Origin of the sequence: Microbacterium sp. 10M-3C3, assembly GCF_003931875.1 — a bacterium.
Classification (GTDB): Bacteria; Actinomycetota; Actinomycetes; order Actinomycetales; family Microbacteriaceae; genus Microbacterium.
Window position 1 is genome coordinate 1,232,256 of the sequence record NZ_CP034245.1, and the last position, 26,269, is coordinate 1,258,524.

27 protein-coding genes are annotated in these 26,269 nt (G+C 71.5%); 12 read left to right on the plus strand and 15 right to left on the minus strand.

Translation table 11 applies throughout. The features are described from left to right. Nucleotides 1–29 precede the first annotated feature (29 nt). Genes EI169_RS05870 through EI169_RS05880 form a run of 3 tightly spaced genes read left to right on the plus strand, consistent with a single transcriptional unit; the run spans nucleotide 30 to nucleotide 1,992 of the window. Entirely contained in the window at nucleotides 30–1,214 is a 1,185-nt protein-coding gene (locus EI169_RS05870) for a GAF domain-containing SpoIIE family protein phosphatase (protein ID WP_164515446.1), read from the plus strand. Between the two features lie 21 nt (nucleotides 1,215–1,235). Continuing rightward, nucleotides 1,236–1,568: an STAS domain-containing protein gene (locus tag EI169_RS05875; RefSeq protein ID WP_125131500.1), complete on the plus strand. Its 333-nt coding sequence runs from the start codon at nucleotides 1,236–1,238 to the stop codon at nucleotides 1,566–1,568. Beyond that, nucleotides 1,558–1,992, plus strand: a complete 435-nt coding sequence (locus EI169_RS05880; RefSeq protein WP_125131501.1) for an ATP-binding protein — start codon at nucleotides 1,558–1,560, stop codon at nucleotides 1,990–1,992. Before EI169_RS05875 ends, EI169_RS05880 begins: the two co-directional genes overlap by 11 nt. Nucleotides 1,993–2,005: 13 nt before the next feature. On the opposite strand, the gene EI169_RS16540 is transcribed toward EI169_RS05880, so the two are convergent. The 3 genes from EI169_RS16540 to EI169_RS05890 form a co-directional block, all read right to left on the minus strand. Further along, nucleotides 2,006–2,179, minus strand: a complete 174-nt coding sequence (locus EI169_RS16540) for a hypothetical protein (protein ID WP_164515447.1) — start codon at nucleotides 2,177–2,179, stop codon at nucleotides 2,006–2,008. A gap of 53 nt (nucleotides 2,180–2,232) precedes the next feature. Continuing rightward, on the minus strand, nucleotides 2,233–3,822 hold the full coding sequence (locus tag EI169_RS05885) for an AMP-binding protein (protein ID WP_125131502.1): 1,590 nt from the start codon (nucleotides 3,820–3,822) through the stop codon (nucleotides 2,233–2,235). Nucleotides 3,823–3,932: 110 nt separating this feature from the next. Next, the gene (locus EI169_RS05890; protein ID WP_125131503.1) at nucleotides 3,933–5,006 is read right to left on the minus strand and encodes a Glu/Leu/Phe/Val dehydrogenase family protein; all 1,074 of its coding nucleotides are present in this window, start codon (nucleotides 5,004–5,006) and stop codon (nucleotides 3,933–3,935) included. Nucleotides 5,007–5,130: 124 nt separating this feature from the next. Here EI169_RS05890 and EI169_RS05895 point away from each other — a divergent pair, with 124 nt between their 5' ends. Then, nucleotides 5,131–5,931, plus strand: a complete 801-nt coding sequence (locus EI169_RS05895) for a class I SAM-dependent methyltransferase (RefSeq protein WP_125131504.1) — start codon at nucleotides 5,131–5,133, stop codon at nucleotides 5,929–5,931. Between the two features lie 69 nt (nucleotides 5,932–6,000). On the opposite strand, the gene EI169_RS05900 is transcribed toward EI169_RS05895, so the two are convergent. After that, nucleotides 6,001–6,435 (minus strand): pyridoxamine 5'-phosphate oxidase family protein, encoded by a 435-nt coding sequence (locus EI169_RS05900; protein WP_164515448.1) that lies wholly within the window; start codon nucleotides 6,433–6,435, stop codon nucleotides 6,001–6,003. Between the two features lie 76 nt (nucleotides 6,436–6,511). On the opposite strand from EI169_RS05900, the gene EI169_RS05905 reads away from it, so the two are divergent. Further along, the gene (locus EI169_RS05905) at nucleotides 6,512–6,988 is read left to right on the plus strand and encodes a YbaK/EbsC family protein (RefSeq protein WP_125131506.1); all 477 of its coding nucleotides are present in this window, start codon (nucleotides 6,512–6,514) and stop codon (nucleotides 6,986–6,988) included. Nucleotides 6,989–7,001: 13 nt separating this feature from the next. Here the strand turns inward: EI169_RS05905 and EI169_RS05910 are convergent, their stop codons facing one another. Further along, complete coding sequence (locus tag EI169_RS05910; protein ID WP_125131507.1) at nucleotides 7,002–8,117, minus strand: hypothetical protein; 1,116 nt, start codon at nucleotides 8,115–8,117, stop codon at nucleotides 7,002–7,004. Nucleotides 8,118–8,369: 252 nt separating this feature from the next. On the opposite strand from EI169_RS05910, the gene EI169_RS05915 reads away from it, so the two are divergent. Beyond that, nucleotides 8,370–9,230, plus strand: a complete 861-nt coding sequence (locus EI169_RS05915) for a DUF559 domain-containing protein (RefSeq protein ID WP_125131508.1) — start codon at nucleotides 8,370–8,372, stop codon at nucleotides 9,228–9,230. A gap of 231 nt (nucleotides 9,231–9,461) precedes the next feature. On the opposite strand, the gene EI169_RS05920 is transcribed toward EI169_RS05915, so the two are convergent. The 4 genes from EI169_RS05920 to EI169_RS05935 are packed head-to-tail and all read right to left on the minus strand — an operon-like array spanning nucleotide 9,462 to nucleotide 14,692. Then, nucleotides 9,462–11,402 (minus strand): glycogen debranching N-terminal domain-containing protein, encoded by a 1,941-nt coding sequence (locus EI169_RS05920; protein WP_125131509.1) that lies wholly within the window; start codon nucleotides 11,400–11,402, stop codon nucleotides 9,462–9,464. Then, nucleotides 11,399–12,331: a carbohydrate ABC transporter permease gene (locus EI169_RS05925; protein WP_240640675.1), complete on the minus strand. Its 933-nt coding sequence runs from the start codon at nucleotides 12,329–12,331 to the stop codon at nucleotides 11,399–11,401. The genes EI169_RS05920 and EI169_RS05925 overlap by 4 nt, the downstream gene beginning before the upstream one ends. Then, nucleotides 12,328–13,428 (minus strand): sugar ABC transporter permease, encoded by a 1,101-nt coding sequence (locus EI169_RS05930; RefSeq protein ID WP_125131510.1) that lies wholly within the window; start codon nucleotides 13,426–13,428, stop codon nucleotides 12,328–12,330. Before EI169_RS05930 ends, EI169_RS05925 begins: the two co-directional genes overlap by 4 nt. Nucleotides 13,429–13,447: 19 nt before the next feature. Then, a complete protein-coding gene (locus EI169_RS05935; RefSeq protein ID WP_125131511.1) occupies nucleotides 13,448–14,692 on the minus strand; it encodes an extracellular solute-binding protein in 1,245 nt (414 codons plus the stop codon). A gap of 173 nt (nucleotides 14,693–14,865) precedes the next feature. Here EI169_RS05935 and EI169_RS05940 point away from each other — a divergent pair, with 173 nt between their 5' ends. Next, nucleotides 14,866–15,876 (plus strand): LacI family DNA-binding transcriptional regulator, encoded by a 1,011-nt coding sequence (locus EI169_RS05940; RefSeq protein ID WP_125131512.1) that lies wholly within the window; start codon nucleotides 14,866–14,868, stop codon nucleotides 15,874–15,876. Nucleotides 15,877–15,956: 80 nt separating this feature from the next. Here the strand turns inward: EI169_RS05940 and EI169_RS05945 are convergent, their stop codons facing one another. From EI169_RS05945 to EI169_RS05965, 5 genes are all read right to left on the minus strand, one after another. After that, the gene (locus tag EI169_RS05945; protein WP_125131513.1) at nucleotides 15,957–16,421 is read right to left on the minus strand and encodes a histidine phosphatase family protein; all 465 of its coding nucleotides are present in this window, start codon (nucleotides 16,419–16,421) and stop codon (nucleotides 15,957–15,959) included. Further along, nucleotides 16,418–16,768 carry a gamma-glutamylcyclotransferase family protein gene (locus EI169_RS05950; RefSeq protein WP_125131514.1) on the minus strand — a complete coding sequence of 117 codons (351 nt, stop codon included), beginning with the start codon at nucleotides 16,766–16,768 and terminating at the stop codon, nucleotides 16,418–16,420. The genes EI169_RS05945 and EI169_RS05950 overlap by 4 nt, the downstream gene beginning before the upstream one ends. A gap of 16 nt (nucleotides 16,769–16,784) precedes the next feature. After that, nucleotides 16,785–18,056, minus strand: coding sequence for a DUF445 domain-containing protein (locus EI169_RS05955; RefSeq protein WP_125131515.1), 1,272 nt, complete (start codon nucleotides 18,054–18,056; stop codon nucleotides 16,785–16,787). 4 nt (nucleotides 18,057–18,060) lie between these two features. Further along, nucleotides 18,061–19,224, minus strand: a complete 1,164-nt coding sequence (locus tag EI169_RS05960; RefSeq protein WP_125131516.1) for an acyl-CoA dehydrogenase family protein — start codon at nucleotides 19,222–19,224, stop codon at nucleotides 18,061–18,063. A gap of 207 nt (nucleotides 19,225–19,431) precedes the next feature. Further along, nucleotides 19,432–20,181 carry an alpha/beta hydrolase gene (locus EI169_RS05965; protein WP_125131517.1) on the minus strand — a complete coding sequence of 250 codons (750 nt, stop codon included), beginning with the start codon at nucleotides 20,179–20,181 and terminating at the stop codon, nucleotides 19,432–19,434. Nucleotides 20,182–20,358: 177 nt separating this feature from the next. Here EI169_RS05965 and EI169_RS05970 point away from each other — a divergent pair, with 177 nt between their 5' ends. Beyond that, nucleotides 20,359–20,763, plus strand: a complete 405-nt coding sequence (locus EI169_RS05970) for a pilus assembly protein CpaE (protein WP_125131518.1) — start codon at nucleotides 20,359–20,361, stop codon at nucleotides 20,761–20,763. A gap of 1 nt (nucleotide 20,764) precedes the next feature. On the opposite strand, the gene EI169_RS05975 is transcribed toward EI169_RS05970, so the two are convergent. Next, complete coding sequence (locus EI169_RS05975; protein ID WP_125131519.1) at nucleotides 20,765–21,970, minus strand: MFS transporter; 1,206 nt, start codon at nucleotides 21,968–21,970, stop codon at nucleotides 20,765–20,767. Nucleotides 21,971–22,342: 372 nt separating this feature from the next. On the opposite strand from EI169_RS05975, the gene nrdH reads away from it, so the two are divergent. The 4 genes from nrdH to nrdF all read left to right on the plus strand — a co-directional run bounded on the left by nrdH (nucleotide 22,343) and on the right by nrdF (nucleotide 26,257). Then, the gene (gene nrdH / locus EI169_RS05980) at nucleotides 22,343–22,576 is read left to right on the plus strand and encodes a glutaredoxin-like protein NrdH (RefSeq protein ID WP_125131520.1); all 234 of its coding nucleotides are present in this window, start codon (nucleotides 22,343–22,345) and stop codon (nucleotides 22,574–22,576) included. Between the two features lie 79 nt (nucleotides 22,577–22,655). Beyond that, a complete protein-coding gene (gene nrdI, locus EI169_RS05985) occupies nucleotides 22,656–23,096 on the plus strand; it encodes a class Ib ribonucleoside-diphosphate reductase assembly flavoprotein NrdI (protein ID WP_125133343.1) in 441 nt (146 codons plus the stop codon). Beyond that, entirely contained in the window at nucleotides 23,078–25,246 is a 2,169-nt protein-coding gene (nrdE, locus tag EI169_RS05990) for a class 1b ribonucleoside-diphosphate reductase subunit alpha (RefSeq protein ID WP_164515449.1), read from the plus strand. Before nrdI ends, nrdE begins: the two co-directional genes overlap by 19 nt. Before the next feature lie 36 nt (nucleotides 25,247–25,282). Continuing rightward, entirely contained in the window at nucleotides 25,283–26,257 is a 975-nt protein-coding gene (gene nrdF, locus EI169_RS05995) for a class 1b ribonucleoside-diphosphate reductase subunit beta (RefSeq protein ID WP_125131521.1), read from the plus strand. Nucleotides 26,258–26,269 lie beyond the last annotated feature (12 nt).

Consider the following 26,269-nt stretch of genomic DNA (forward strand, 5'->3'; position numbering starts at 1 on the left):
GCACCGCTCCGCCCGCCCAGGAAGGAACCATGCCCCCCTCACCCCGCGACTCCGCCCCCTCGACCCCGTACGACCAGGACGCCAGCCAGCGTGCGATCGAGCGCCTCGGCGTCCTCGACACGCCGCGCGACGAGCGCATCGACCGCGTCACGCGCATCGCGCAGGAGATGTTCGACGTGCCGATGGTGAGCGTGACGCTCCTGGACCGCGACCGGCAGTGGCGGAAGTCGGAGATCGGCCTCGGCGGCCGCGAGGCACCCCGTGAGGACGCCTTCTGCGACTTCACCGTGCGCGAAGGCCGCACGGTCGTCATCTCCGACGCGAGCCAGGACGAGCGCTGGTCCTCCAACCCGTTCGTGCAGGGCGACCCGCACCTGCGCTTCTACGCCGGCCATCCGCTCGCCGCGCGCGGTGGCGAGCGCATCGGCACCCTTTGCATCCTCGACACCAAGCCCCGCGAGCTCGACGAGCGCCAGCGGCGCATGCTGCAGGACCTCGCCGGCTGGGTGCAGTCGGAGATCGTGGCCGACAGCGAGCTCGGCGACGCCGCGACAGTGCAGCGGACGCTCCTGCCCTCGTCGGTGCCGCACCTTCCCGGCTACGAGATGGCCGCGACGGCAATCCCCGCGGGCCACGTGATGGGCGATCTCTACGACTGGTATCCCACGGCGGCCGGGCTCCGCCTCACGGTCGCCGACGTCATGGGGAAGGGCCTCGGCGCCGCGCTCCTCGCCGCCGGCCTCCGATCGTCGCTGCGTACCCTGCCCGACCGCGACCTGCTGTCGGCGGTGGGGGAGGCGGAGCGGCTCCTGGAAGCGGATGCCCGCGACCTCGGCACGTTCGCGACGCTCTTCCACGCCGAGGTCGACGCCGCGTCGGGCGTCGTGCATTTCGTCGACGCCGGCCACAGCCTCGCGTACATCCTGCGCGCCGACGACACGTGGGAGCACTTGCGGTCGACCGGAATGCCGCTGGGCATGGGCTTCGCCGACGGACGCGCGGTGGACGAGGCGCGCCTGGGCGACGGCGACATCTTCATGGTGTGCAGCGACGGGCTCCTCGACGTCCTGGACGAAGGCGACCCGCTCGGCCACGTGCGTCGAGCGCTGCGCGACGGCGGCGTCGACGGCGCGGTCGCCGAGGCCGCGCGGCTCGCGCGCGAGCGGTCCGCTCCCGACGATCTGACCGTGCTCGCCATCCGCCGAGCCGGCTGACCCCGCCACGAGAGGAACACCATGGAAATCGCACAGCGTGATCACGACGGCGTCGTCATCCTCGACGTCGAGGACCGCCTCACCGCCGCCGTCGCCCCGCGGCTGCGCAGCGCCGTCGCCGACCTGGTCGCCGCGGGGAGGACGCGCGTCGTGGTGAACCTCGCCGGCGTGACCTTCATCGACTCCTCCGGCCTCGGCGCCCTCGTCGGAGCGTTGAAGGCGACCCGCACGGCGGGCGGTGATCTGCGCATCGCCGCCGCGCCCGAGCAGGTCAAGCAGGTGCTGCGCCTGACGAACCTCGACCGCGTCCTGCACGTGCACGCGACGGCGGAGGAGGCGTTCGATGGCGACTGAGGCGGTCGTGCGCCGGGAGGGCCGCGCCGACCTCGCCTTCGTCGAAGAGCTGCACGAGGCGTTCGAGGAGCTGTGGGCGCTCGCGCCCGCGGTGCCCGAAAACGACCGCACGATGTTCGCGCTGGCCGTCATCGAGATCGCGACGAACATCGCCACGCACACGGCCGGCGAGGCCGCGCCCGTGACCGTCGAGGTGGAGCTGTCGGCCGACGACGCGCTGCGGGCGCTGCTGCGCGACGACGGCGTGCCGGCCGACATCGACCTCGACGCCGTGTCAATGGGCGACGCGATGTCGGAGTCGGGCCGCGGCCTCGCGATCGCCGCGGCCGTGTGCGATGAGCTGTCCCTCGAGCGGCGGCACGGCGGGGGCCGGCGCTACGGCAACGTGTGGCGCCTGAGGCGCACTCTCGTCCCGGAGTCCTGAGCCGGCGCCGGGATCAGAAGTCCTCGCGGCGCTCCTGCTCGGCGTCGGCGATCGGCTCGACCTCCGCGAGCTCCTCGAGCGCCGCGCGGAGCTGGCGCTCGAGCCACTCCGCCGGCAGGGCGCCCTCGGCGCGCAGCGCCTCGAAGCGCTCGAGTCGGGCAGCCGCCGGCCCGGTCAGGTCGTCCATGGTCTTCCTCCGCTCCCGCGGCGGGCGCCGCATCCGCTCGCCACGCTAGCGAATCACGCGGCGCGCTCGCGCGCCCGGAGGTCCTTCCGCAGGATCTTGCCCGACGTGGACTTCGGGATCGCGTCGATGAACTCCACGCGGCGCACCTTCTTGTGCGGCGCCACCTGACCGGCGACGAAGTCCATCACCGCGTCGGCGGTCAGCTCCGCGTCGGGCGCCTTCACGACGAACGCCTTCGGGATCTCCTGACCCTCGTCGTCGAGCACGCCGATCACGGCGGCGTCCATGACGGCCGGATGCGACAGCAGCAGCGCCTCGAGCTCGGCAGGGGCGATCTGGTAGCCGTGGTACTTGATGAGCTCCTTGAGCCGGTCGACGATGACGACGTAGCCGTCGCGGTGCGCGACGGCGATGTCGCCGGTGTGGAGGAACCCGTCCGCGTCGATCGTGTCGGCGGTCGCGTCGGGCCGGCCGAGGTACCCGATCATCACGTTCGGACCCCGCAGCCACAGCTCGCCCGGGGCGGTGAGACCGTCGTCGCCGAACTCCTCGATCTCCACGCCGGTGTCGACGTCGACGAGCTTGGCCGTCATGTTCGGCAGCAGCACGCCGACCGAGCTCGACGGGAAGTCGTCGCGCTCGGGCGGCGCGGCGTGCGACACGGGACTCAGCTCGCTCATGCCGTAGCCCTGCAGCACGCGGGCATGGATGCGGCGCCCCGCCGTCTCGGCCGTCTCGCCGTCGAGCGGCGCGGCGCCGGAGAACACCGTGTGGACGCTCGAGATGTCGAACTGGTCGACGATCGGGTGCTTCGCGAGCGCCACTGCGATGGGAGGCGCGATGAACAGGAACGTGCACCGGTGCTCCTGGATGAGCCGCAGGAACTCGGGAAGGTCGAAGCGCGGCATCGTCACGAGGCTCGCGCGTTGGCGCAGCGCGAGGTTCAGCAGCACCGTCATGCCGTAGATGTGGAAGAACGGCAGCACGGCGAGCACGCGGTCGTCCTGGTTCAGTCGGATGCTGATGCGGCACTGCTGCACGTTCGCGACCAGGTTGCGGTGGGAGAGCATGACGCCCTTGGGCACGCCGGTGGTGCCCGACGAGTAGGGGAGCACCGCCACGTGCGTCGCGGGGTCGAAGGAGACCTCGGGCGGCGTGCGCCCCTCGCCGAGCAGCCCGGCCAGATCGGGGTGGTCCTCGGCGCCGTCCAGGACGATGACGCGGTCGGCGGGAATCCCGACGGCCACCGCCGCCTGCTCGGCCTGCGCGAGAAGCGGCGACACCGTGATCACCCACGTCGCCGCCGCATCCGAGAGCTGCTGCTGGATCTCGTGCGCCGTGTAGAGCGAGTTCACGGTCGTGACGGCGGCCCCGAGGCGCAGCAGTCCGTGGAACGCGACGGCGAAGGCCGGCGAGTTGGGGCACAGGAGAGCGACGACCGTGTCGGTGCCGACGCCCCGGGAGGCCATCGCCCCCGCGAACGCGTCGACCCGCGCACGCAGCTGACCGTACGTCGTCTCGGCGCCGGTGGCCGGATCGATCATCGCGACGCGCGGCAGGTCGTCGCCGGTCAGCGAGCCGAAGAGGAACTCGTAGACGCCGACATCCGGGATCTCGACGTCGGGGAACGGGCTGGAGAACATCGGGCGACTCCTTCGGGCCACGACGGGCGACCGCGGCGTCGCCCGCGCCCATCCTGGCACACGCGGCACCCGGTGTCGCCCGACGCGAGACCGAATGCCGCGTGCCCGCGTCAGACGAGCTGAACGGAGCGCGCGCCGCGGCTGAGACGCTCGGCGGCGAGGGCCTCGGCGGCCACGAGCGGGGTCACCCCGCGCGCCTCGGCCTCGTCGAACACGCGGCGGATCGTGTCGCCGATCCCCGCGATGCGCGCCGTGACGTCGGCGGGGGAGCCGAGGTGCTTGTCGGTCGCGTCGAGGTAGATGACACCGCCGGCGTTCGCGACGAAGTCGGGGGCGTAGAGGATGCCGCGCGCGGCCAGACGGTCGGCGCCGGAGCGATCGGCGAGCGGGTTGTTCGCCGGGCCGCACACCGCGCGCGCATCCAGCGCGTCGATGACCTCGTCGGTGAGCACACCGCCGATGCCGGCGGGCACGAACACGTCGGCCGCGATCAGGTGCTCCTCGCCGGGCGACACCCACGTCGCGCCGAGCTCGGCGGCGAGGTCGCGCTTGGCGGGGTTGACGTCGGTGACGTGGAGCACCGCGCCCTCCGCCGACAGGCGCACGGCCAGGCGGCTGCCGACCTGCCCCAGGCCGGAGATCGTGATACGGCGGCCGGCGACGTCGGCCGACCCGGTCGCGCGCTCGAGCGTCGCGCGGAGGGCCTCGTACACGCCGAGGCTCGTCGGCCCGGCGGGCTCGCCCGAGCCGCCCGCGGCGTCGGGAAGCCCCACGACGTGCGCGGTGCGCTCGCTCACGACGAGCATGTCCTCCGCGGTCGACCCCACGTCCTCCGCCGTGCGGTACGCGCCGCCGAGGGCCTCGACCGCGTCGCCCAGGTCGAGGAATGCAGCCCGACGCCGCTCGACGTCGAGGGTCGTGCCCTCGGGCAGACCGACCACCGACTTGCCGCCGCCCGCGTCGAGCCCGGCCGCGGCGTTCTTGAGCGTCATCGCCGCCGAGAGCCGCAGGGCGTCGCCGAGCGCGGCGCTCCAGCCCGGATACGTCCACATGCGCGCGCCGCCGAGGGCGGGGCCGAGCGCCGAGGAATGCAGGGCCACGGCGATGAACAGTCCGCTCCGCTCGCCGGTCCTCACCTCCACGCGCTCGTGGGTGAACTCGGGCAGGGGCAGAGCAGGGGTCATCGGTGATCCTCTTCCGGCGGGCCTCGTGGGCCGTGCGTGGCGGATGCGGCGGGTGTGCCGCATCCGCCCCCATTGTGCCTCGCCACCCGGGTCGGCGGGAGGGGGACGCGCGTACGCTGACGGAATGGCCGAGGACTATATGCACGGGCACCATTCGAGCGTCGTGAGCTCCCACGCGCGGCGCACCGCGGAGAACTCCGTCGCCTACCTCCTGCCGCATCTGCGTGCGGGCATGTCGCTGCTCGACGTCGGGTGCGGGCCGGGCACGATCACGGTCGACCTCGCCGAGCGCGTCGCGCCCGGACGGGTGGTCGGCGTCGACACGTCCGACGTCGCGTTGCAGCTCGCGCGGGAGGTCGCGCAGCGCCGAGGGGTGGAGGTGTCGTTCCGGATCGGCGACGCGTACGCGCTCAGCGCCGAGGCGGGGGAGTTCGACGTCGTGCAGGCGCACCAGGTGCTGCATCACCTCGCGCGTCCGGTCGACGCGATCCGCGAGTTCGGACGCGTCGCCGGGCCCGAGGGCCTGGTCGCCCTCCGCGAGGTGGACTACGGCGGGATCGTGTGGTGGCCGGAGGTGCCCGCCCTGGCGGAGTGGCTCGACCTCTTCGTGCGCATCGGGCGCGCGCTCGGCGGGGAGCCGTCGGCGGGCCGGCGGCTGCTCGCGTGGGCGCACGCGGCGGGGCTCGGCGTGCAGGAGGCGGGCGCATCGGTGTGGTCGTACGCCACACCGGAGGACCGGGCGTGGTTCGCCGACTCGTGGGCCCAGCGCGCGACCGAGTCCGACTTCGCGCGCCACGCGCAGGAGTTCGGCTTCGCCGATCGGGCGGCGCTCGACCGCATCGCCGACGGCTGGCGGGAGTGGGCGGCCGCGCCGGACGGCTGGCTCGCGATGCCGCACGGCGAGGTGCTCGCGCGCGGGGCGTGAGCGTCGCGGGCGGGAGCGGCGCGGGGGTGAGCGGCGCGGGCGTGAGCCGCTCGGGCGTGAGCCGCGCGGCTACCAGGCGAGGAGCGTCTCCGGGCGGAAGACGATCGTCGTGGCGAACGTGCGCATGATGTCGTCGATCGGCTGGCCGTAGTCGGCGATCGCGTCGGCGTACTTCGCGATGTACGTGTCGCGGAACTCCGTCAGCCACGACGCCGAGTCGCGCTCGGAGATCTCCGCCGCGCCCGACAGGATCAAAACCTCGTTGCCGAACCGCCCGGTCTCCAGATGCACGAGCACGGGGGAGCCCGCGCGGACGTGGCGCACCTTCGCGGTCGCGTCTTCGCTGAAGACCAGCACGGCGCCGTCATGCCAGAAGAACCACACCGGCACGGCGTGCGGGGCGCCGCCCCGATCGACCGTCGTGAACCACGCGATGGTGCGCGTGCGCAAGAGCTCGAGCGCGGCCTGCTGCGCCGCATCCGAAGGGTCGAATCGCTGGGCCATGAGCGTCCTTCCGTCGATGCGCCCGACGCTACCGCGCGGCACCGACACGCGACAGCGCCGGCCGTAGGCTGGCGGCATGACCGACGCGCTGCCCGCCCGGAGCCGCCTCGTCGCCGAGCGCCTCGCCGCCGCCGGCATCGAGCCCCGCATCGTCGTGCTGCCGGATGCGGCGCACACCGCCGCGCTCGCCGCGCAGGCCCTCGGGGTCGAGGTGGGGGCGATCGCCAACAGCCTCGTCTTCCGGTGCGACGACGCGCCGCTGCTCGTCATGACGAGCGGCGCCCACCGCGTCGACACCGCCGCGCTCGCCGAGCGGCTCGGCCGCGGCCGCATCACGCGGGCCACGCCCGAGCAGGTGCGCGAGGCCACCGGCCAGGCCATCGGCGGCGTCGCCCCGACCGGCCACCCCGCGCCGATCGACACGATCGTCGACGAGGCGCTCGCCGCCTACCCGGAGCTGTGGGCGGCCGGCGGCACACCGCATACGGTGTTCCCGCTCACGTTCGACCAGCTCGTGCGGCTCACGGCCGGCACCGTCGCGAAGGTCGACTGACCCCCGTCGACCCTCACCCGCCGGCGGGCTGCGGCACCGGGAATCGCAGCAGCGCGGCCGCCGGTGCGCCATCCGTGAGCTCGTCGCGGGGCACGGCGTGCACCGACCCTCCCGAGCGCAGCACCTGCGCGGCGAGATCCTGCAGCAGGAAGTCCCCATCGCCGCCGCCGTGCAATCTGCCGAACTCGTCGACCGTGCCCGAGCGCTCCGCGTCCCGGTCGATGCGCAGCTCCTCGATCGCCGCGGCGGCGGCTGCGGCGGCCACGTCGCTCAGCCGCGACGTCGCGAGGCCCTGCGCGCGCAGCGTGCCGAAACGCTCCTTCCACGCCGACACCGCCACGCCGTGGAGGCCGTGGAGGATCGCGAGGGAGCGCGCCGCGATGTCGCCGTCGCCGAGCGACTCCGGGTGCGCCGTGATCTCCTCGTCGAGGAGCGGAGCGTGAGTGTTCTGCGCGCGGTAGGCGGCACGGAAATCGTCGGCCGCGGCCAGGACGAGCGGAGCGCCGCGGGGGATCACGGCCACGACCGCCTGATCGACGGCCTTGGCGAACCGCTCCCGCTCCGGCTGATCGCCGTCCGACCCGCGCGCGCGGTCGCGGTCCATCCGGCCGTCGTTGTCCGCGTGGTCCAGCACGCTGTCGTGATCGTCGGGAAGTGCCAGCGGTCGCGGCGTGACGCCCGCCGCCGACACCTCGGTCAGACGCACGAGGCCGCGCGAGAGCTGCAGCACGAACACGCGCGCGTCCGGCTCGGCGGCGCGCAGCAGCATCCGCAGGTCGAAGCGGTCGGCGACGATCGACTCCGCGCCCGGGTCGAAGGGGAGCCGGTACCAGCGCGCCCCGGATGGATCGGCCAGAACGAGGAGACCTCGGTCTTGCGCGGCCCAGAACTCCGCGTCGTCCAGCGGGGCGCGCAGTGCCGCGAGCAGGGCGTCCCGCTCGCCGTGCCCGAGCGGAACGTCGGCCAGGCGATGCTCGACCTCCTCGACGGCGTCCTTGAGGGCGATACGCGAGCGCTCCCGGTCGGACGGAGAAGCCGAGGTGGCGATCGTGATGGTGACGCTCGCGGGATGGCGCGCATCGACGAGCTCGAGGAACGGGGCAGCGTCTCGGATGTCTTGGGCGATCATCCGCGCGACGTTAGGGGGCTCGCGGCGGCCGCTCGAGGGGCTTGCGTCGCGCGGCGTCCCGTGCCGGGTCGTCGGCGCGCAGAATTCAGGTTCGCCGGTCTTGTGGGGCGCGAACGCGGGTGTCGGATGCGGTTGAGCCTGAGTTCTGAACGGCTGCGACCTGTCCTCCCCAGCCGGGCGCGCCGACGCTGTGTCCGCAGGTGCAGCCGGACGGCGCTGCGGCGATGGGACGCACGGAGCACCCTGGCGCGCATGCTCGACCCCGCGCCGCTTGCGCCGCCACCGCCCCCGACCGTGCTCGCATGGAGTCGCGGCGACCTCCTGTCCGCCGGGTGGTCGGGGCGCGGAATCACCGCAGCCGTGCGCAGCGGGCAGCTGCATCGCGCACGCAACGGCGTCTACTTCGCGCCCTCCGACGACGCACGGGTGCAGGATGCGGCCCGTCATGGCGGGCTTCTCACGTGCGTGAGCGAACTGGAGCGTCGTGGCGTGTTCGTGATGGAGCGGCCGCGGACGCATGTGCACGTGAAGGTGAACGCGTCGCGGCAGCGGGAGGTGGAGGGCGTGACCACCCGGCACTGGGGGAGCCTGCTGCGCACGCCGCATCCGCGCGCGGCCACCGTCGAGGGAGTCGATGCCGTCCGGCACGCCGTGCTGTGTCAGGAACCCCGCGCGAGCGTGGCGACACTCGACTCCGCTCTCCGGTGCGGCGTCATCCGCGACGACGACCTCGACGACCTCTTCGCCAGCCTGCCGCGGCGGTACCGAGTCCTGCGACGTCTCGTCGACCCGCGGGCGGAGTCGGGTGCCGAGTCGATGATGAGGCTCCTCCTAAGGCGAGTCGGTGCTCGATTCGATGTGCAAGTGGAGCTCCGCGGCGTGGGACGGGTGGATTTCCTCGTCGCCGGCTGGCTCATCGTCGAGTGCGACAGCGAGGCCCATCACGGCGGCTGGGAGGCGCGTCGGCGCGACCTCCGGCGCGACCAGGCGGCCGCCGCGCTCGGCTTCGCCACCTACCGCCCGATCGCCGAGGACATCTTCTGGCACCCCGAGCGTGTGCTCGACGCGCTGCGCGGTCTGCTCGGGGCGCGCAGAACTCAGGCTCGCCGGTAGATTCGCGCGCGCCCGCAGCCGCGGACAGCCGCTGAGCCTGAATTCTGCACGGCCTCCGGCAGGGCGCGGCGAGCCGATCGATCGCCGGTCGTCGCCGGTTCGCGCCCGCCGGGTGCGCAGAATTCAGGCTCCGCTGCACGTCGCGCCCCGTCGACGCGGGTGCGAGGCGGCTGAGCCTGAATTCTGCACGCGAGCGCCCGCAGCACGTGAGGGCGGTGGCCGGATGCGGCGTCAGCGCGCGAGCGCCTGCAGGCACGTGACGGCGGCCGCCGCCGACCACGCCTGCGGCCGGCACGCCGCCGGGTACGGCGTGGGCACGGTCGTCTCGGTCGCCGGGTCGCCGGCGTGCAGCTCGGGCACGCGGTAGCCGAAGCCCTCCGCCGCATCCAGCAGGCCCGCCACGACCTCGCGGGCGGGGTCGACGAGACCCGCTCGCAGCATCCCGTGCAGCGCGATCGCAGTGTCGTGCACCCACACGCTGCCCCCGTGGTACGACAGCGGCCAGTACCCGGCCGCGCCCGTCGACATCGTGCGGATGCCGAAACCGCTCGACATCGAGTCGCCGAGCAGCAGCTCCGCGACGTGCGCCTCGTCGCCGGGGGAGAGGATGCCCGTGCCGATCAGGTGCCCGATGTTGCTCGTGAGGGTGTCGACCGGGCGCTTGTGCCGGTCCAGCGCGATCGCGGGGTAGCGGCCCTCGGGGGTCTCGACCCAGTAGGCGTCGGCGAACCGCGCCTTGAGGTCGGCGGCCCATGCGCGCAGCCCCGAGGTGTCGTCGCCGTCGTCGCCGAACGCGTCGAGCAGGTCGGCGCCCGCGCGTACCGCCTCGTACGCGTACGCCTGCACCTCGCACAGCGCGATCGGCCCCTCCGCAAGGCGGCCGTCGCGCCACTGGATCGAGTCGCCGGAGTCCTTCCACCCCTGGTTCGCGAGGCCCGTGCCGAGGCGGTCGACGTAGTCGAGGAAGCCGTCGCCGTCGCTGTCGCCCTCCTCGAGCACCCACCGCAGCGCCCGGCGCAGCGCCGGCACGAGCGCGCGTACCTCGTCCTCGGGCATGCCCGCGCGCCACGCGTCGGCGAGCAGGCACACCCACAGCGGCGTGGAGTCGACGCTGCCGTAATACCGCGGCGGCAGCACGATGCCCTCGCCGGGCATCTCGATCGCCGACGCGCGCAGCTCGTGCAGGATCTTCCCCGGCTCCTGCGCGGTCGCCGGATCGTCGACGTCGCCCTGCAGGCGCGCGAGCACACGGAGCGTGGATGCGGCGATGCCGACGTCGACCGGGAGGGCGAGCCGCGCGGCCCACAGCGAGTCGCGCCCGAAGAGCGTGAAGAACCACGGCGCGCCCGCCGCGAAGAACGCGTCGCCCGGAGCATCCGGGAGCGCCAGCCGCAGCGCGTCGAGGTCGCCGAGCGCGGTCTCGAGCCAGCGCGCGAGCCGCGGGTCGGGGGCGGATGCGGCGACCTCCCGCGGGTCCCACGCCGCCGCGCCGGCGGGCGCGCGCACGACCAGGCCGTCGTCGCGAAGGTCGACGGACCACTCCACCTCCACGCGCGAGAAGGGGGCGACGTCGATGCGCCACACCGCGATGACACGACCGTCCGCCGCCTCGACGCTCGCGCCCGGCGCGGACAGCGCGAACGCCGCCCCGCCCTCGCCCTCGACGCGGGCCGTGCCCTCGCCGACCGTCGTCGCCCCGCCCCGGGCGGTCGCGATCCCCGCCTTCACGTCGTGCAGCGACGAGAAGTCCGGCTCGAGCTCGACGCGCAGCACGAGACTCACCGGGGTGCTCAGGTGCGAGCGCACGCTCAGCCGCTCGGCGAGCCGGCCCGCCGCCACGGTGCGCTCGCGCACGAGGCGCACCTTGGGGTCGGGCCACGCGTCGTCCACGCCCCGCAGGAGTCCGCCGAAGCGCACGCGCGACGGGCCGTCGGGGGCCGTGGAGATCCACTCGATCGGCGACTGGTCGCATGTGAGCGCGACCGTGCGGATGTGCCGTACGTCGCCGTGGTACACGCCGTCGATCGGGGCGCCGCCGGCGTCGCCCGTGGTGCGCGACCACACCTGGGTGGGCGCGCGCAGCGCGATGACCGCGTCGGACAGGAGCGGTTGCAGGGGAAGCGCCCCGGGATCGTCGTCGCCCGGCAGGGTGGCGGTGTTCTCGAGGGTCATTCTTTGACGGCTCCTTCGCTGGCGTTCATGATGCGGCGCTGGAAGATGAAGAACATCACGGCGACGGGGATCGTCATGATGGCGGCGGCCGCGAGCTTGAGCGGATACTGCGTGCCCTGGCTGAGCTGTCCGCTCGCCAGCGACGCGACGCCCTTGGTGAGGGTCGTGAGCTCGGGCGACTGCGTCGACACGACGAAGTGGCTGAGCTCGTTCCACGATCCCTGGAAGGACAGGATGACGATCGTGATGAGCGCGGGTCGCGCCATCGGCAGCACGACCGACCAGAAGATGCGGAACGTGCCGGCCCCGTCGATGCGCGCCTGCTCCTCGACGGAGGGCGGGATCGACTCGAAGAAGTTCTTCATGATGAACACGCCCGCGGCATCCACGAGGAGCGGCAGGATCATGCCGGCGTACGAGTCGTACATGCCGAGCGTGTTGATGACCAGGAACTTGGGGATGAGGAGCACGACCGCCGGCACCGCCATCACGGCGACGAGGCCCGCGAACACGATGCCGCGCCCGCGGAAGCGCAGCCGCGCGAGCGCGTAGCCGGCGAGCGAGTCGAAGAAGACGCGCCCGGCGGTGACGAAGATCGTCACGATCGCGGAGTTGGCGAACCATGTCGGGAAGTTCGAGCGCAGGAACAGCTGCTCGTAGGCCGCCCACGACACCGGGCTCGGCAGCAGCGAGATCGGGTCGGCCGCCGCATCCGCGTCGGTCTTGAACGAGGTCGCCACCTGCACGAGGAACGGGTAGATGTAGATGAGCGCCAGCACGATCAGCACGACGTACAGGCCGATCTGGAACCCGAGCGCCCGGCCCGACAGCCGGTGCCGCGCCGGCCTCGGCGCGGGGGCGGATGCGGCGGGGTTCAGCTGCTGCGCGACGGCGACGTCGGTCTCGATGCTCTGCGGTACGGACGTCATCGTCGCGCTCCCTTCGGCTCGTAGGCCCGGGCTCGGCGGCGCGAGACGGGGCGGTCGCGGAGGATCCAGCGCTGCAGGATCGTGAACGCGACGATGATGACGAACAGGACGAAGGCGATCGCCGCGCCCTGGCCCCAGTCCTGCGAGATGAACGCGGAGTCGTAGCTGAGGTACGCCGGCGTCAGCGTCGTCTTGCCGGGGGCGCCCTGCGTGCCGGTGTAGATCTGGTCGAACACCTGCCAGCATCCGATGAGGCCCAGCGTCAGCACGGTGAACAGCGTCGGACGCAGCTGGGGGAGGGTCACGCGCCAGAAGCGCTGCCACCCGTTCGCGCCGTCGACCATCGCCGCCTCGTCGACGTCGTGCGAGAGGTTCTGCAGCGCCGCGATGAACAGCAGCATGAACGTGCCCGACGTCGTGAAGACCGCCATGAGGACGAACGCGCTCATGGCCACCGAGGGCCCGGCCAGCCAGTCCCACCACGTCACGCCGAGGAACCCCGACTGTGTGAGGGACGCGGGGCCGGACTGCACGCCGAACACGCCGAGGAGATTGTGCACGATGCCCCGCGGGTCGTTGAACCAGTTCGGCCCGTTGATGCCCACCCACGAAAGCACCTCGTTGATGGCGCCGGACGTGGAGAAGAGGAACAGCCACAGCACGGTGATCGCGACCGAGCTCGTGACCGAGGGGAAGTAGAACGCGGTGCGGAAGAAGCCGCGCCCGCGCAGCACGGCGCGGTTCACGAGCACCGCGAGGAACAGCGACAGCGCGGTCTGCAGCGGCACGACCAGCAGCACGTACCACGCATTGTTGCGCAGCGCGGTGCCGAAGTCGCGTTCGGCCAGACCGCCGCCGGTGGTCACGGCGGCGTAGTTGTCCAGCCCCACGAACCCCACGTTCCCGGAGAAGGGGCTGCCGCGCCCCGACCAGTCCGAGAAGCTCACCCACAGCGCCATGAGCACCGGGACGAGCAGGAACACGCCCAGGATGATGAGCACCGGGAGGGTGAAGATCCACCCGGCGGCGGCCTCGCCGCGCCGGATCCCCCCGTGGGAGGATCCGGCGCGCCGCGGCGCCGCAGTCGTCGCCGTCATGCGATGTCTCCGCCGTCGCTTACTGGGCGATGGCCTCGAGGTTCGACTGCACCGAGTCGAGGATCGCCTTCGGGTCGCCCGACTTCAGCGACTCCAGCTGAGCGTTGAAGTCGGAGATGACGTCCGCGGCACCGTCGATGTTCGGCGGGAACTGCGCGTACTCGGCGCCGGCGAGGAAGGCCGACAGCGTCGGGTTGTCGCTCGTCCACGCGTCGGCGGCCGACTGGATCGAGGGCATCGGGCCGAACGCCTTCGAGAACGCCAGCTGCTGGTCGGTGCCGGTCAGGTACTCGACGAGCTCCTTCGCGGCGTCCTTGTTGCCGCTGTCGGCGGCGAGGCCCCAGCAGTTGGTGAACTGCAGCGTGCCCTTGCCGCCGGGTCCGGCGGGCAGCTCGGCGACGGTGTACTTCACGTCGGGGTAGTCGTTCGTCAGCGCGCCGGTGATCCAGTTGCCCTCGATCACCATGGCGGCCTTTCCGGTGCCGAACGCCTCGCCGCCCCAGCCGGCGCCCACATCCGCCGCGAAGGCGAACGAGCCGTCGTTCAGGTGCTGCTTGATGTAGTCGAGCGCCTGGACGTTCGCGTCGCTGTTGGCGATCGGGGTGCCGTCGTCGAGGAGCCCGCCGCCGGCCTGCGCCATGAACGTGCCGATGCGCTGGTACTCCGCGCCGAACGCGAGACCCACGTGGCCGTCGGCGGTCAGCTTCTGCGCGACGGATGCGAGCTGGTCCCAGTCCTGCGGGATGTCGGCGTCGGTGAGCCCGGCCGCCGCCCACATGTCGGTGTTGATGACGAGCGCGAGCGTGGAGAAGTCCTTCGGCGCGCAGTAGAACTGGCCGTCGAGCGTGAAGTTCTCTACGAGGGACGGGTAGAAGTCGTCCTTGTTGGCGAGATCGTCGCCGTACGCCTCGATCGAGCCGTTGCCGGCGTAGCCGGCGAGCGCCTCGGGGGCGAGGTAGAACAGGTCCGGCGGCGAGCCGGCCGCGAAGCCCTGCGACAGCTGCTGGGGGAGGTCGTTGGCCACCTGCACCGTCGCGTCGACGCCGGACTGCTCCGACCACGCCTTCACCGCCGACTCGACGGCGTTGGTCTCGGCGTCGCCCGACGAGCCGATGAGGAGGGTGAGGGCGCCGCTGCCGGAGGCGTCGCCGCCGCCGCTGCCGCCCTGGTCGTCGAATCCCGAGCCGCAGCCGGTGAGGGCGAGCGAGCCGCCGATCACGAGCGCTCCGGCGCCGAGGAGCGCCCGCGTTGTCTGCCGTGTCATGTGTCTCTTCTCCTTCGATGAGGCATGTGTGCGCGTCGTCGCGTGCTCCGACCGTCCTGAATTTGAACGATCAAACTACAACGCCCCCTCACGGTACGAAACGCCTCCCGCCACTGTCAAGGGCTGGCCGTCCCGCCCCTAGGATGTGTGCGCGGAACGTTGCGGGAGGTGCGATGACGAAGGCCCCGACGGTCGACGACGTCGCGCGCGCGGCCGGGGTGTCGCGCCAGACGGTGTCGAACGTGCTCAACGCGCCCGACATCGTGCGCGCGGCGACCCGCGAGCGCGTACAGGCCGTGATCGACGACCTCGGCTATCGGCCGCACACCGCCGCGCGTCAGCTGCGCACGCGCCGGAGCTCCACGATCGGCGTACATCTGGACCCTTATGCGGGCGGCATCTCCGGCGTCGTGCTCGACCGATTCGTCCACGCGCTGACCGAGCGCGCGAGCGAGCGGGGCATGCGGATGCTGCTGTACGCGGCGCGCACGCCGGAGGAGGAGATCGCCCGCATGGGGGAGCTCCTGGACGGCGGCGAGATCGACGCGACGATCGTCACGGGCACGTTCCACGGCGACCCGCGCACCGGGTGGCTCACCGCCCGCGCGCTGCCGTTCGTGTCGTTCGGGCGCCCGTGGGGCGAGGACGACGTCGCGGCGCCCGCGCACCTGTGGGTCGACGTCGACGGGGCGGCCGGCACCGCCGCATCCACGCGTCACGCGCTCGGCGCGGCCGGGCCGCGCATCGCGTTCCTCGGGTGGCCGGCGGGCTCGGGCACCGGCGACGAGCGCGAGCGCGGGTGGCGCGAGACGATGACCGCGCACGGGCTGGCCGCTCCCCGGTGGACCGTCGAGGAGCACGTGCCGGCGGCCCGTGCCGTCGTCGCCGACGCCCTCGCCGCAGGGGCGGAGGTCGACGCGATCGTGTGCGCGAGCGACTCGCTCGCGATCGGCGCGCACCTGGCCGCCGTCGCCGCCGACCGACACGACCTGCTCGTGGTGGGGTTCGACAACACCCCCGCCGTCGAGGCGCTCGGCATCTCGAGCGTCGAGCAGCTGCCCGAGAAGGTCGCCGCCGGCGCGCTCGACCTGCTGATGGGGCCGACGGGGAGCGTCGTCGCGCCGCGGCCCGCCGCATCCGGATCGGCCCACGTGCTCGTGGAGCCGCGCCTCATCGTCCGCTGAGCCGGCCGTCCGGCTCGCGAGAACGCGGCCGTGCACGCTTTCTCGGACGCAGAGCGTGCACCCGCGTGTTCTCGCGAGGATCAGGGGGTCGTGAGCTCGAACGAGTCGGGCGGCGTCGCGCCGATCTCGTCCCACGTCGCGCTCTCCCACGTGAAGACCGCGACGGCGGCCGTCGTCATGCGCACGTCGTCGCCGGCCAGCTCGCTCACGACCTCGCTCATGCCCGGGTCGTGGGCGACCACCATGACCTCGTCGACGCCGCTCGCACGCGCCGCGGCGAGCAGGACGTCCGGATCCGCGCCGTAGAGCTCCGGGTCTTCGCGCAGCTCGGCGTCGAAGACCTCGGCGAACACCTGCGCGGTCGTGCGCGCGCGCAGCGCGGTCGAGGTGAGCACGACCTCGGGACGCACGCCGCTGCGCAGCAGGCGCTTGGCGACCTCGGGGGCGTCGCGCCGGCCGCGGTCGTTGAGCGGTCGGTCGTGGTCGTCGAGTCCGTCGTCGGCCCAGTCGGACTTGGCGTGGCGGGCGAAGGCGATCTGGATCATGCCGGCACGTACACCCATGCGTCGCGGCCGCTGCCGAGGGTGACCCGGGCGCGCCGGTACAGCGCGACCTCGTACTCGTCGGCCGCCTCGAGCTCGGCCTCGCTCAGCCAGAGCACCATCCCCACCACCTTGTCCCTCGCATCGCCGGTCTCCCGGAGTATCGGATGCACCGCCGTCGCCGAGAGCGCGACGACACGCGGGTCGTCGATCTCGACGTAGTCGATCCGGTAGCCCGGCAGCACGTCCTCCTCGCCCGTCACGAGGCGTCCGAAGGTGTCCTGCTGGACGGCGGGGGACTGCAGCGTGCCGTACGTGAAGAGCGCCTGGTCGCCCCGCGCATCGTCCACGACTCCAGGCTATCGCTCAGCCCAGGAGAAACTCGGCGATCGAGAAGATCGCCACGCCCGCGAGCGCGCCCACGATCGTGCCGTTCAGGCGGATGTACTGCAGGTCGCGCCCGACGAGCAGCTCGATCTTCTCGGTCGTCTCGGCCGGATCCCACCGCTCGACGGTGTCGGTGATGATCGAGGCGATGTCGTGGCGGTAGCGCTCGACGGCGAAGACCGCCGCATCCGTCACCCACCGGTCCACGCGCTCCTGCAGCGCGGGCTCGGTGCTCAAGCGTTCGCCGATCTCGACGAGCGCCTGGGTGGCGCGGCGGCGCAGGCCGCTCTCGGGGTCGGCGAGCGAGCGCAGCAGACCCGACTTCGCCGTCGCCCACGCCTCGGCCGCGAGCGCGCGCACCCGCGGGCTGTCGAGCACGGCCGCCTTCGCGTCTTCGAGCCGCCCGATCGTCTCGGGGTCGTGCTGGAGGTTGTCGGCCAGGCGCGCGAGGTAGCCGTCGATCGCATGGCGGGCCGGATGCTCCGGATCGGCGCGCACGGCGTCGACGAACGACACCGCCTGACGGTAGAGGGCGTCGTCGACGAAGCGGTGTGCAAGGCTCGGCACCCACGACGGGAGCCGGCGGGACACGAGCCCCGTGAACGCCTCCTGGTTGGCCGCGAGCCACGTCGCCACGGAGTCGGCGGCGAGGTCGACGGCGCCGGTGTGCGCGCGCGAGGCCACGACGCGCTCGAGCCACACGCCCACCGACGGCCCCCAGTCGGGCGCGAGCAGGTGCTCGCGGGCGAGGTCTTCGATGACGTCGCGCACGTCGTCGTCGGACAGCGCGCGCAGCACCCCGGATGCGGCGGTCGCGGCCTCGTCCGAGACGCGCGCGGCGTGCGCGGGGTCGGACAGCCACGCACCCAGCCGCGCGGCGATCGCGGTCGACTCGAGCTTGCCGCGCACGACGGGGGCCGAGAGGAAGTTCGACTCGACGAACTCCCCGAGGCTGCGGCCGATCTCGTCCTTGCGCCGCGGGATGATCGCGGTGTGGGGGATCGGGATCCCCAGCGGGTGGCGGAACAGCGCCGTCACGGCGAACCAGTCGGCGAGCGCGCCGACCATGCCGCCCTCGGCCGCGGCACGCACCCACTGCAGCCACGCGATGCGCTCCTGCAGCGCGAACGACACCGCGAACAGCACCGCCATGAACACGAGCGCGCCGAGGGCGACCGCCTTCATCGTGCGCAGGCCCCGGCGCCGAGCGCGGTCGGCCGGCGTCAGGAGGGCGTCGGGGGTGCGAGGCATCCGCTCAGCCCCCGACCGGGCCCAGCCACGCGGTCGCCGACGCGGCGTGGGCCGACTCGGGGTCGGAGGGGTGGAACATCCCCGCGAGCACGTCGCGGTACAGGCGCGACAGCTCGGTGCCGGCGAAGTACGACGAGCCGCCCGAGACGAGGATCGCGTCGTCGACGATGCGCTTGGCGGTCGTCACGGCGCGATGCTTGACGCCCGAGAGCAGCGCGAACCAGTGCGCGCCGTGGTCGACCCGCGCGTCGACGTCGTGCGCGAGGGCAGCCAGCTGCGGCGGCAGGGCCTCGTAGGCGATGCCCATGTCGGCCACGCGCCACCGGATGTCGGGGTCGTTCGCGAGGGTCGTGCCCGACCGCTTCGACCGCCGTGTCGTGGCAGCGTGCACGGCGAGGTCGATCGCGCGGCGCGCGACGCCGGTGTACACGGACGCGAGGAGGATCTCGAACACCGCGAAGATGCCGAACACGAGCGGATCGGGCTGCGGCCCGGGGGCGACGCGGCGCACCACGCGGTCGGCCGGGGCGAGCGCGCCGTGCAGCTCGGTCGTGCGGCTCTGCGTGCCGCGCATGCCGAGCGTGTCCCAGTCGTCGCGCGTGACGACCGCCTCGGTGCGCGGCACGAACCCGTACACGATGCGCGGCGCGTCGGGCGACGTCGTGTCGAGTCCGTGGACGCCGAGCTGTGTCCAGACCGGCGCGAGGCTCGTGAAGATCTTCGTGCCCGTGAACGCGTAGCCGCCGTCGCCGGTGGGCACGGCGGCGGTGTCGCTGCCGAACAGCACGAGGTCGTTGCCGGCCTCGCTGATGCCGAACGCGAAGACCTCGCCGGACGCGGCGCCGGTCTGCACGAACGCGAGGTCGTCGATGCCGCGATCCTGCAGCACCTTGGCGACCCCGGTCCATACGAGGTGCATGTTGACGGCGAGGGCGGTCGCCGGCGCGGCGGTCGCGAGCCGCTGCTGGAGCACGGATGCCTCGGCGAGACCGAGGCCCGCGCCGCCGCGCGCGCGCGGCACGAGGATCGCGAGGTACCCCGCATCCCGGAGCTCGGCGAGATCCTGCTCGGGGAACGTGTTCTCGCGATCGTGCGCCGCGGCGCGCTCGCGGATGCGCTCGAGCAGCTCGTCGGGGAGGTGGTGCGCAGGGTCGAACGCGGCCGTCATGTCCCCATTCTCGCCCGCGTCCGCCTGGCCCAGGGCCGCCGTCCCGCTCGGCGCGCCGCCCCTCCCGACGCGGCCGCTCCCCGCGCGGCACGACGCGCTCCGGCGCGTGGGGACCGGGCGAATCGGTCGGATGCAGCATCGGACGAGCGCGAAGGTACTGCATCCGCCTGATTCGCCTGTCCTCGCGGCGGCGGCGCGGCGGGGTGCTCAGCCGAGCGCGGCGAAGAACGCGGCGATCGTGTTCTCGGGACGATCGCGGTGGGGCGAGTGCCCGGCGCCGGAGACGACCGACATCGTCACGTGCGGGTTGCCGAGCACTTCCTCGGCGAGGGCGCCGCGGAAGATCGAGTACACGGCGGGGTCGGCGGCGAGCACGTGCGTGGGAACAGTCAGCCGCGCGGCCGCCTCGCGCACGTCCCATGCCGCGTTCTGCGCGCTCGTCTGCTCGACCGCCCAGCGGCTCGCCTGCTGGGCCGACAGCGCCTTCAGCTCGATGTCGTGCGGATGCCACGTCGGGTGCTCGGCCCGGACGGCCGTGACGGACGGGTCGGCGAACGCGCGCTCCTGGCTCGCGCGCACGATGTCGCGATCCCGTGGCGACAGGTGGATCGCCGGGTCGACGAGGACGAGCCGGTGCGTCCACGCCGCATCCGCCGCCGCAGCGACGGTCGCGGCCGCGCCGCCCAAGGAGTGCGCCACGACGAGATCCCATCCGTCGTCCGCGCGCACCTCGGCGAGATCGGCCGCGTACGCGTCGATCGTGTAGTCGAGAGCGCGGGGCGCGGTGCCGTGCCCGCGCAGGTCGACGGCCTCGGCCCGCCACCCCGCATCCGCCAGGGCGACGCCGTAGCGCCACATGAGGGCGCCGTTGGAGCCGAGGCCGTGGACGAGGAGGGCGCGGCGAGGGGCGGACGCGGCGCCCCATGAGAGTCGGGGCAGCTCGACGGGGGAAGGCATACATCCATGCTAGGGAGCGGCGGCCGTGCCGCGGTCTCCTCCAGTCCGGCCGGTGGCGAGCGTGCGGAGGTGGATGTGGCCCGCATCGGCTCGATCAGGAGGAGTTCGGAACCGATGGGTGCCGCCGTCGTCGCCGAGCGGCCCTCGGGTGCGCCCGGCGCCCGCACAATAGGACGCATGATCTCCACGGAAGCCGCCCTCGCGCTGCGCGAGGCGGGACTGGTGTGGCGGCCGCGATCGGGCGATCGCTTCCAGCTGGACGAGCCGGAGTTCGACGCCGACGTCTTCACGGTGAGCGAGATGACGATCGAGGCGCGCGACTACCCGACCGGGACGATCCTCGCCTTCAACGGCACCACCGAGTGGGCGCTCGACTCGGTCGCGCTCGCGGACGCGCTGTGGCTGCCCACCGAGGAGCAGCTGCGCGAGATGCTGCGCGGCGGGTTCCGGGCGCTGCGCCGGCTCGCCGACACGTACGAGGTCGAAGTCGCGGTGGGAGACGAGGTGCGCCGGCTCCAGCATCCGGAGCCTTCGGACGCCTACGCGCAGGCGGTCCTCGCGCTCCTCGCCCGCATCGCGTGACTCACGTGATCGTCGGAACGGGCTCCGTGTCGGGGATGGGGCTCGCGTCACGGCCGCGGAGGTCGGGGAACCCGCGCACGCACGCGACGGCCACCAGCGCGCCGATCGCGGCGAACCCGAGCGCCGCGACGTAGGCACCCTGCGGCCCGACACCGTCGATGAGGAAGCCCGCGACCGCCGAGCCGGCCGCCGCGCCGATGAGCTGACCCGTGCCGATCCACCCGTAGGCCTCGGCGGTCTCGCTGAAGCGCACGCTCGCAGACGTGATGGCGAAGATGACGGCGAGCGCCGGGGCGATCCCGATCCCCGCGACGAACAGCGATCCGCCGAGCCACCACACGTTCAGCGACACGAGGGTCAGCAGCAGGCCGCCGGTGACGATGGCCATGCGCCGGGCCATCGCCCAGCGCCCGATCGGGATGTGGCCGAAGGAGAGGCCGCCGGCGAGGCTTCCGATCGAGAAGACCGCGAGGACGAGGCCCGCCTCGGCGCCGCCGTGGCCGAACGTCGCGACGACCCCGGCCTCGACGGCGGAGCACGCCGCGATGAGGAGGAAGCCCGACACCGTGGCCAGGAGCACGGCGGGCTTGGCGAGCACCCGACCGAACCCGCGGCGGCTGCGCGGGATGCGCACACGCCCCACCTCGGGGGAGAGGATGAACCACGCGCCGCCCGCGAGGAGGATCGCAACGATGAGCAGGAGCGCCTCGACCGTGCCGATCTGCGTCGCGACGAACGTGATCACCACGGGCGCGACGATCCAGATGATCTCCTGCAGCGACGCGTCGAGGGAGAACAGCGGCGTGAGCTGGCGCGACGACACCATCTTCGGGTAGATCGTGCGGACCGCCGACTGCACCGGCGGCGTCGACAGGCCCGCGACGAGTCCGAGCGCCATGTAGCCGGGGACGGGGAGGGCCACGAGAGCCAGCAGGGTGATCGCGATCGCGCACACCGTCAGGGTGAGGGTCAGCACGCGACGCATGCCCCAGCGGCCCATCCACCGGCTCGTGATGGGGCCGGCGATCGCCTGGCCGATCGAGGTCGCGGCCAGGACGAGGCCGGCCGCGCCGTACGAGCCGGTCACGTGCTCGATGTGCAGGAGCACCGCGAGGCTCGTCATGCCGTTGGGGAAGCGGGCGGCCAGCTGTGCCGCGATGATGCGCGCGACCCCGCGCGTTCGCAGGAGATCTCCGTAGCCGGCCACGACATCCCACGGTAGCGACTGCCGCCGACGCCGGCGACCACGTGCGCGCGTCGCGCGACACGCCGGGGCGCCGAATTCCACAGGCGCCGGCGTGTCGGAGGGTGCCCCTAGCGTGCGGTCTGTGGACAGGGCGACGGGGGCGGCCGGAAAAGCGCGTGATTCAGCCTTTTTCCAGTCTTCTCCGACACCCGCCGCCTGTGGATGAAACGGTGGACAACGTGTGTTGTATCTGGGGAGAGCGGTGCAAAACTACACGAATGTAACTACTACCCCTTGTGGTGCCTTCCAATGTCGGCACCCATATGTAGTATTGAGCTCCCGGTGCACCGCGGTGGCCGGAATGACAGACCTTGAGGGGAGAAACGGGTAATCATGGCGATCACGGTGTACACCAAGCCCTCGTGCGTGCAGTGCACGGCGACCTACCGCGCGCTGGACTCGAAGGGCATCGAATACGAGGTCCACGACCTCTCGCAGGACCCCGCCGCGCTCGAGCAGGTCAAGGCCCTCGGCTACCTGCAGGCGCCCGTCGTCATCACCGACGAAGACCACTGGTCGGGCTTCCGCCCCGACAAGATCGACGAGCTCGCCGGCCGCCTGGCCTGAGCTCCGAGGCTCTCGGCCGGCCGGGACCGATCGTGCTCCCGGCCGGACCGACTCGGACATCGAGGTGAGCGAGACCGACATGAGCGCCCTCATGACCGCGTCGCAGACGCCGCTCCTGGTCTACTTCTCGAGCGTGTCGGGCAACACCGCGCGTTTCATCGAGAAGCTCGGTCGTCGCTCCGTCCGCATCCCGCTCCACTCCACCGACGCACCGCTCGTCGTCGACGAGCCGTACGTGCTCCTGACCCCCACCTACGGCGGCGGTCAAGGACGCGGCGAGGAGAAGGGTGCGGTGCCCAAGCAGGTCATCCGGTTCCTCAACGATCCGCGCAACCGGAGCCTGATCCGCGGGGTCATCTCCGCAGGCAACACCAACTTCGGCGAGCACTTCGGTCTCGCCGGCGACATCATCAGCCGCAAGTGCTCCGTGCCGCACTTGTACAAACTCGAGCTTTTCGGCACGCCGGACGACGTCGCACGCGTCAACGAAGGACTGGAACGATGGTGGACACAGCACTAGAGGCGGCACTGACCGCGAACGATTTCAAGACCGACCTGCGCTTCGAGGGCATGGACTACCACGCCCTGAACGCGATGCTGAACCTGTACGACGCGAACGGGAAGATCCAGTTCGACGCCGACAAGCGCGCGGCGCGGGAGTACTTCCTGCAGCACGTCAACCAGAACACGGTGTTCTTCCACTCGCTCAAGGAGCGCCTGGACTACCTCGTGGAGAAGGAGTACTACGAGCCCGAGGTGCTCGCGAAGTACTCGTTCGAGTTCATCCAGCAGCTCAACGACTTCGCGTACGGCAAGAAGTTCCGCTTCGAGACCTTCCTCGGCGCCTTCAAGTACTACACGAGCTACACGCTCAAGACCTTCGACGGGAAGCGCTACCTCGAGCGTTTCGAGGACCGCGTCGTCATGACAGCCCTCGCCCTCGCGGACGGCGACGAGGAACTCGCGACCTCGCTCGTCGACGAGATCATCTCGGGCCGCTTCCAGCCGGCCACCCCGACCTTCCTCAACGCCGGCAAGGCGCAGCGCGGCGAGCTCGTGTCGTGCTTCCTGCTGCGCATCGAGGACAACATGGAGTCGATCGCCCGCGGCATCAACTCCGCGCTGCAGCTGTCCAAGCGCGGCGGCGGCGTCGCGCTTCTGCTGTCGAACATCCGCGAGGCCGGCGCCCCGATCAAGCAGATCGAGAACCAGTCCTCGGGCATCATCCCCGTCATGAAGCTGCTCGAAGACAGCTTCAGCTACGCCAACCAGCTCGGCGCGCGGCAGGGTGCGGGCGCGGTGTATCTCAGCGCCCACCACCCCGACATCATGCGGTTCCTCGACACCAAGCGCGAGAACGCGGACGAGAAGATCCGCATCAAGACGCTCTCACTCGGCGTCGTCGTCCCCGACATCACCTTCGAGCTCGCCAAGAACGACGAGGACATGTACCTCTTCTCGCCGTACGACGTCGAGCGCGTGTACGGCGTGCCCTTCGGCGACATCTCCGTCACGGAGAAGTACCGCGAGATGGTCGACGACCCGCGCATCAAGAAGACGAAGATCAACGCGCGCGAGTTCTTCCAGACACTCGCCGAGATCCAGTTCGAGTCGGGCTACCCGTACATCATGTTCGAGGACACGGTGAACAAGGCCAACCCGATCAAGGGCCGGATCAACATGTCCAACCTGTGCTCGGAGATCCTCCAGGTCAACACGCCGACGACCTTCAATGAGGACCTGTCCTACGACCAGATCGGCAAGGACATCTCGTGCAACCTGGGTTCGCTCAACATCGCTCTGGCGATGGACGGCGGCGACCTCGCCAAGACGGTGGAGACCAGCATCCGGGCCCTCACCGCGGTCAGCGACCAGAGCCACATCCGCTCGGTGCGCTCGATCGAGGACGGCAACGACCGCTCGCACGCGATCGGTCTCGGGCAGATGAACCTGCACGGCTACCTCGCCCGCGAGCACGTCTACTACGGCTCGGAGGAGGGTGTCGACTTCACGAACATCTACTTCTACACGGTGCTGTTCCACGCGCTGCGCGCGTCGAACAAGATCGCGATCGAGCGGGGCACGACCTTCGACGGGTTCGAGGACTCCACGTACGCGTCGGGCACGTTCTTCGACAAGTACATCGAGCGGGAGTGGGCGCCCAAGACCGACAAGGTCAAGGAGATGTTCGCCGGCCACCACATCCCCACGCAGGACGACTGGCGCGAGCTGAAGGCCTCGATCCAGGCCCACGGCATCTACAACCAGAACCTGCAGGCGGTGCCCCCGACCGGTTCGATCTCGTACATCAACAACTCCACGAGCTCGATCCACCCGATCGCCGCGAAGATCGAGATCCGCAAGGAAGGCAAGCTCGGCCGCGTCTACTACCCGGCGGCGTTCATGACGAACGACAACCTGGAGTACTACCAGGACGCGTACGAGATCGGCTACGAGAAGGTCATCGACACGTACGCCGCCGCGACGCAGCACGTGGACCAGGGCCTGTCGCTGACGCTGTTCTTCAAGGACACCGCCACCACGCGCGACATCAACAAGGCCCAGATCTACGCCTGGCGCAAGGGCATCAAGACGATCTACTACATCCGCCTGCGGCAGATGGCGCTCGAGGGCACCGACATGACCGAGTGCGTCTCCTGCACCCTGTGACCCGTCGACAAGCTCAGGGACCGAGAGAGAAGAACAATGGCTGAGAAGCTCCAGCTCCTGAACCAGGTTCAGGCGATCAACTGGAACCGCATCCAGGACGACAAGGACCTCGAGGTGTGGAACCGCCTCGTGAACAACTTCTGGCTGCCCGAGAAGGTGCCGCTGTCCAACGACATCCAGTCGTGGAACACGCTCACCCCGCAGGAGCAGACGCTGACGATGCGCGTGTTCACGGGCCTGACGCTCCTGGACACGATCCAGGGCACCGTCGGCGCCGTGTCGCTCATCCCGGATGCGCTCACCCCGCACGAGGAGGCGGTGTACACGAACATCGCCTTCATGGAGTCGGTGCACGCTAAGAGCTACTCGTCGATCTTCTCGACACTGTGCTCGACGAAGGAGATCGACGAGGCCTTCCGGTGGTCGGTGGAGAACCCAAACCTCCAGAAGAAGGCGCAGATCGTCATGGAGTACTACCGGGGCGACGAGCCGCTCAAGCGCAAGGTCGCCTCGACCCTGCTGGAGAGCTTCCTCTTCTACTCGGGGTTCTACCTGCCGATGCACTGGTCGTCGCGGGCGAAGCTCACCAACACGGCCGACCTCATCCGCCTCATCATCCGTGACGAGGCCGTGCACGGGTACTACATCGGCTACAAGTTCCAGCGGGGGCTCGAGAAGGTCGACGAGGCGACGCGGCAGGACATCAAGGACTACACGTTCTCGCTGCTGTACGAGCTCTACGACAACGAGGTGCAGTACACGCAGGACCTCTACGACGAGGTCGGCCTCACCGAGGACGTCAAGAAGTTCCTGCACTACAACGCCAACAAGGCCCTCATGAACCTGGGCTACGAGGCGATGTTCCCCTCGAGCGTCACCGACGTGAACCCGGCGATCCTGTCGGCCCTGTCGCCGAACGCGGACGAGAACCACGACTTCTTCAGCGGGTCGGGCTCGTCGTACGTGATCGGCAAGGCCGAGGCCACCGAAGACGAGGACTGGGACTTCTGACCCACCCCCGAC